General features: G+C 56.2%; 2 rRNA genes (1 of these 2 cut by a window edge). Both read left to right on the top strand.

Annotation, left to right across the window (positions count from 1 at the left end):
* Window positions 1-2151 (top strand): 23S ribosomal RNA (locus KNW02_RS19985) (it extends 681 nt beyond the left edge of the window).
* A gap of 92 nt (window positions 2152-2243) precedes the next feature.
* Window positions 2244-2358, top strand: a 5S ribosomal RNA gene (gene rrf, locus KNW02_RS19980).
* Window positions 2359-2500: the final 142 nt, after the last annotated feature.

Here is a 2500-nt window from a genome sequence, read left to right as displayed (position 1 = left end):
GACGGATCAGACCCGAAACCGAGTGATCTAGGCATGAGCAGGCTGAAGGTTGGGTAACACCAACTGGAGGGCCGAACCCACACCCGTTGAAAAGGGTCGGGATGACTTGTGCCTAGGGGTGAAAGGCCAATCAAACTCGGAGATAGCTGGTTCTCCGCGAAAGCTATTTAGGTAGCGCGTCAGACGTATCCTCCCGGGGGTAGAGCACTACATGGATGATGGGGGCCCACAGCCTTACTGAGTCTAAGTAAACTCCGAATACCGGGAAGGACTATCTGGCAGACACACGGCGGGTGCTAACGTCCGTCGTGGAGAGGGAAACAACCCTGACCAACAGCTAAGGCCCCCAATTCGTGGCTAAGTGGGAAAGCATGTGAGACTTCCAAAACAACCAGGAGGTTGGCTTAGAAGCAGCCATCCTTTAAAGATAGCGTAACAGCTCACTGGTCTAATCAAGAGGTCTTGCGGCGAAGATGTAACGGGGCTCAAGCCACGAGCCGAAGCTTTGGATGCACGTTTACGTGCGTGGTAGCGGAGCGTTCTGTGATATGGAACGCTGCCTCTTCAGCCCAGCAATGGGTTGCGGAGGCATTGTTCTGACTGTGAAGCCGGGCCGTGAGGCATCCGGTGGAGTGATCAGAAGTGAGAATGTTGACATGAGTAGCGACAAACAGGGTGAGAGACCCTGTCGCCGAAAGTCCAAGGGTTCCTGCTTAAAGCTAATCTGAGCAGGGTAAGCCGGCCCCTAAGGCGAGGCAGAAATGCGTAGTCGATGGGAACCAGGTTAATATTCCTGGGCCAGGAGATGGTGACGGATCGCAGAGGTTGTCAGTCCTTATCGGATTGAACTGGCAGCTGAGCGGTTCCTGGAAACAGCCCTCCATGAGACCGTACCCGAAACCGACACAGGTGGACTGGTAGAGAATACCAAGGCGCTTGAGAGAACCACATTTAAGGAACTCGGCAAAATACCTCCGTAAGTTCGCGAGAAGGAGGCCCCGTTGGCAGGCAACTGTCGGCGGGGGGCACAAACCAGGGGGTGGCGACTGTTTACTAAAAACACAGGGCTCTGCGAAGCCGCAAGGCGACGTATAGGGTCTGACGCCTGCCCGGTGCCGGAAGGTTAAAAGGAGATGTGCAAGCATTGAATTGAAGCCCCGGTAAACGGCGGCCGTAACTATAACGGTCCTAAGGTAGCGAAATTCCTTGTCGGGTAAGTTCCGACCTGCACGAATGGCGTAACGACTTCCCCGCTGTCTCAAATGTGGACTCAGCGAAATTGAATTGTGTGTGAAGATGCACACTTCCCGCGGTTAGACGGAAAGACCCCATGCACCTTTACTACAGCTTCGCACTGGCATCAGGATTGCGATGTGCAGGATAGGCGGTAGGCTTTGAACCGGGGACGCCAGTTCCCGGGGAGCCATCCTTGAGATACCGCCCTTCGCACTCTTGATGTCTAACCGCGGTCCGTCATCCGGATCCGGGACCCTGCGTGGCGGGTAGTTTGACTGGGGCGGTCGCCTCCCAAACAGTAACGGAGGCGCGCGAAGGTTGGCTCAGAGCGGTCGGAAATCGCTCGTTGAGTGCAATGGCAGAAGCCAGCCTGACTGCAAGACTGACAAGTCGAGCAGAGTCGAAAGACGGCCATAGTGATCCGGTGGTCCCGAGTGGAAGGGCCATCGCTCAACGGATAAAAGGTACGCTGGGGATAACAGGCTGATGATGCCCAAGAGTCCATATCGACGGCATCGTTTGGCACCTCGATGTCGGCTCATCTCATCCTGGGGCTGGAGCAGGTCCCAAGGGTATGGCTGTTCGCCATTTAAAGAGGTACGTGAGCTGGGTTTAGAACGTCGTGAGACAGTTCGGTCCCTATCTGCCGTGGGTGTTGGATACTTGAGAGGAGTTGCCCCTAGTACGAGAGGACCGGGGTGAACGTTCCACTGGTGGACCAGTTGTCGTGCCAACGGCAGTGCTGGGTAGCTATGAACGGACAGGATAACCGCTGAAGGCATCTAAGCGGGAAGCCCCCCTCAAAACAAGGTATCCCTTGAGAGCCGTGGAAGACCACCACGTCGATAGGCCGGAGATGTAAGCGCAGCAATGCGTTCAGTTGACCGGTACTAATGGCTCGATAGGCTTGATTTGATCCGGAAGAAGACAGACTGCGCTTCTTCCAAAAGCATCCTTGGACAACAGCCGCCCGGAAACGGGCGCAACGCTGATCGCTTCTTTCCCGGTCTGGTGGCCCTAGCGCGAGCAAAACACCCGATCCCATCCCGAACTCGGCCGTTAAGTGCCGCTGCGCCGATGGTACTGCGTCTCAAGACGTGGGAGAGTAGGTCACCGCCAGACCTGGAAAGAAGCGAACCTCTCTGAAACGATGACCCAAAAAGCGCCTGTCACATCCCGATCGGCGCAACCGCGCAACACACGCGCAACCCTGTCGCGGGGTAGAGCAGCCCGGTAGCTCGTCAGGCTCATAACCTGAAGGTCG

The sequence above is a fragment of the Paracoccus marinaquae genome (assembly GCF_018860165.1).
GTDB classification, from domain to species: domain Bacteria; phylum Pseudomonadota; class Alphaproteobacteria; order Rhodobacterales; family Rhodobacteraceae; genus Paracoccus; species Paracoccus marinaquae.
Note: the sequence above shows the minus strand (reverse complement) of the source record. Positions and strands in the feature narration are given on the sequence as shown.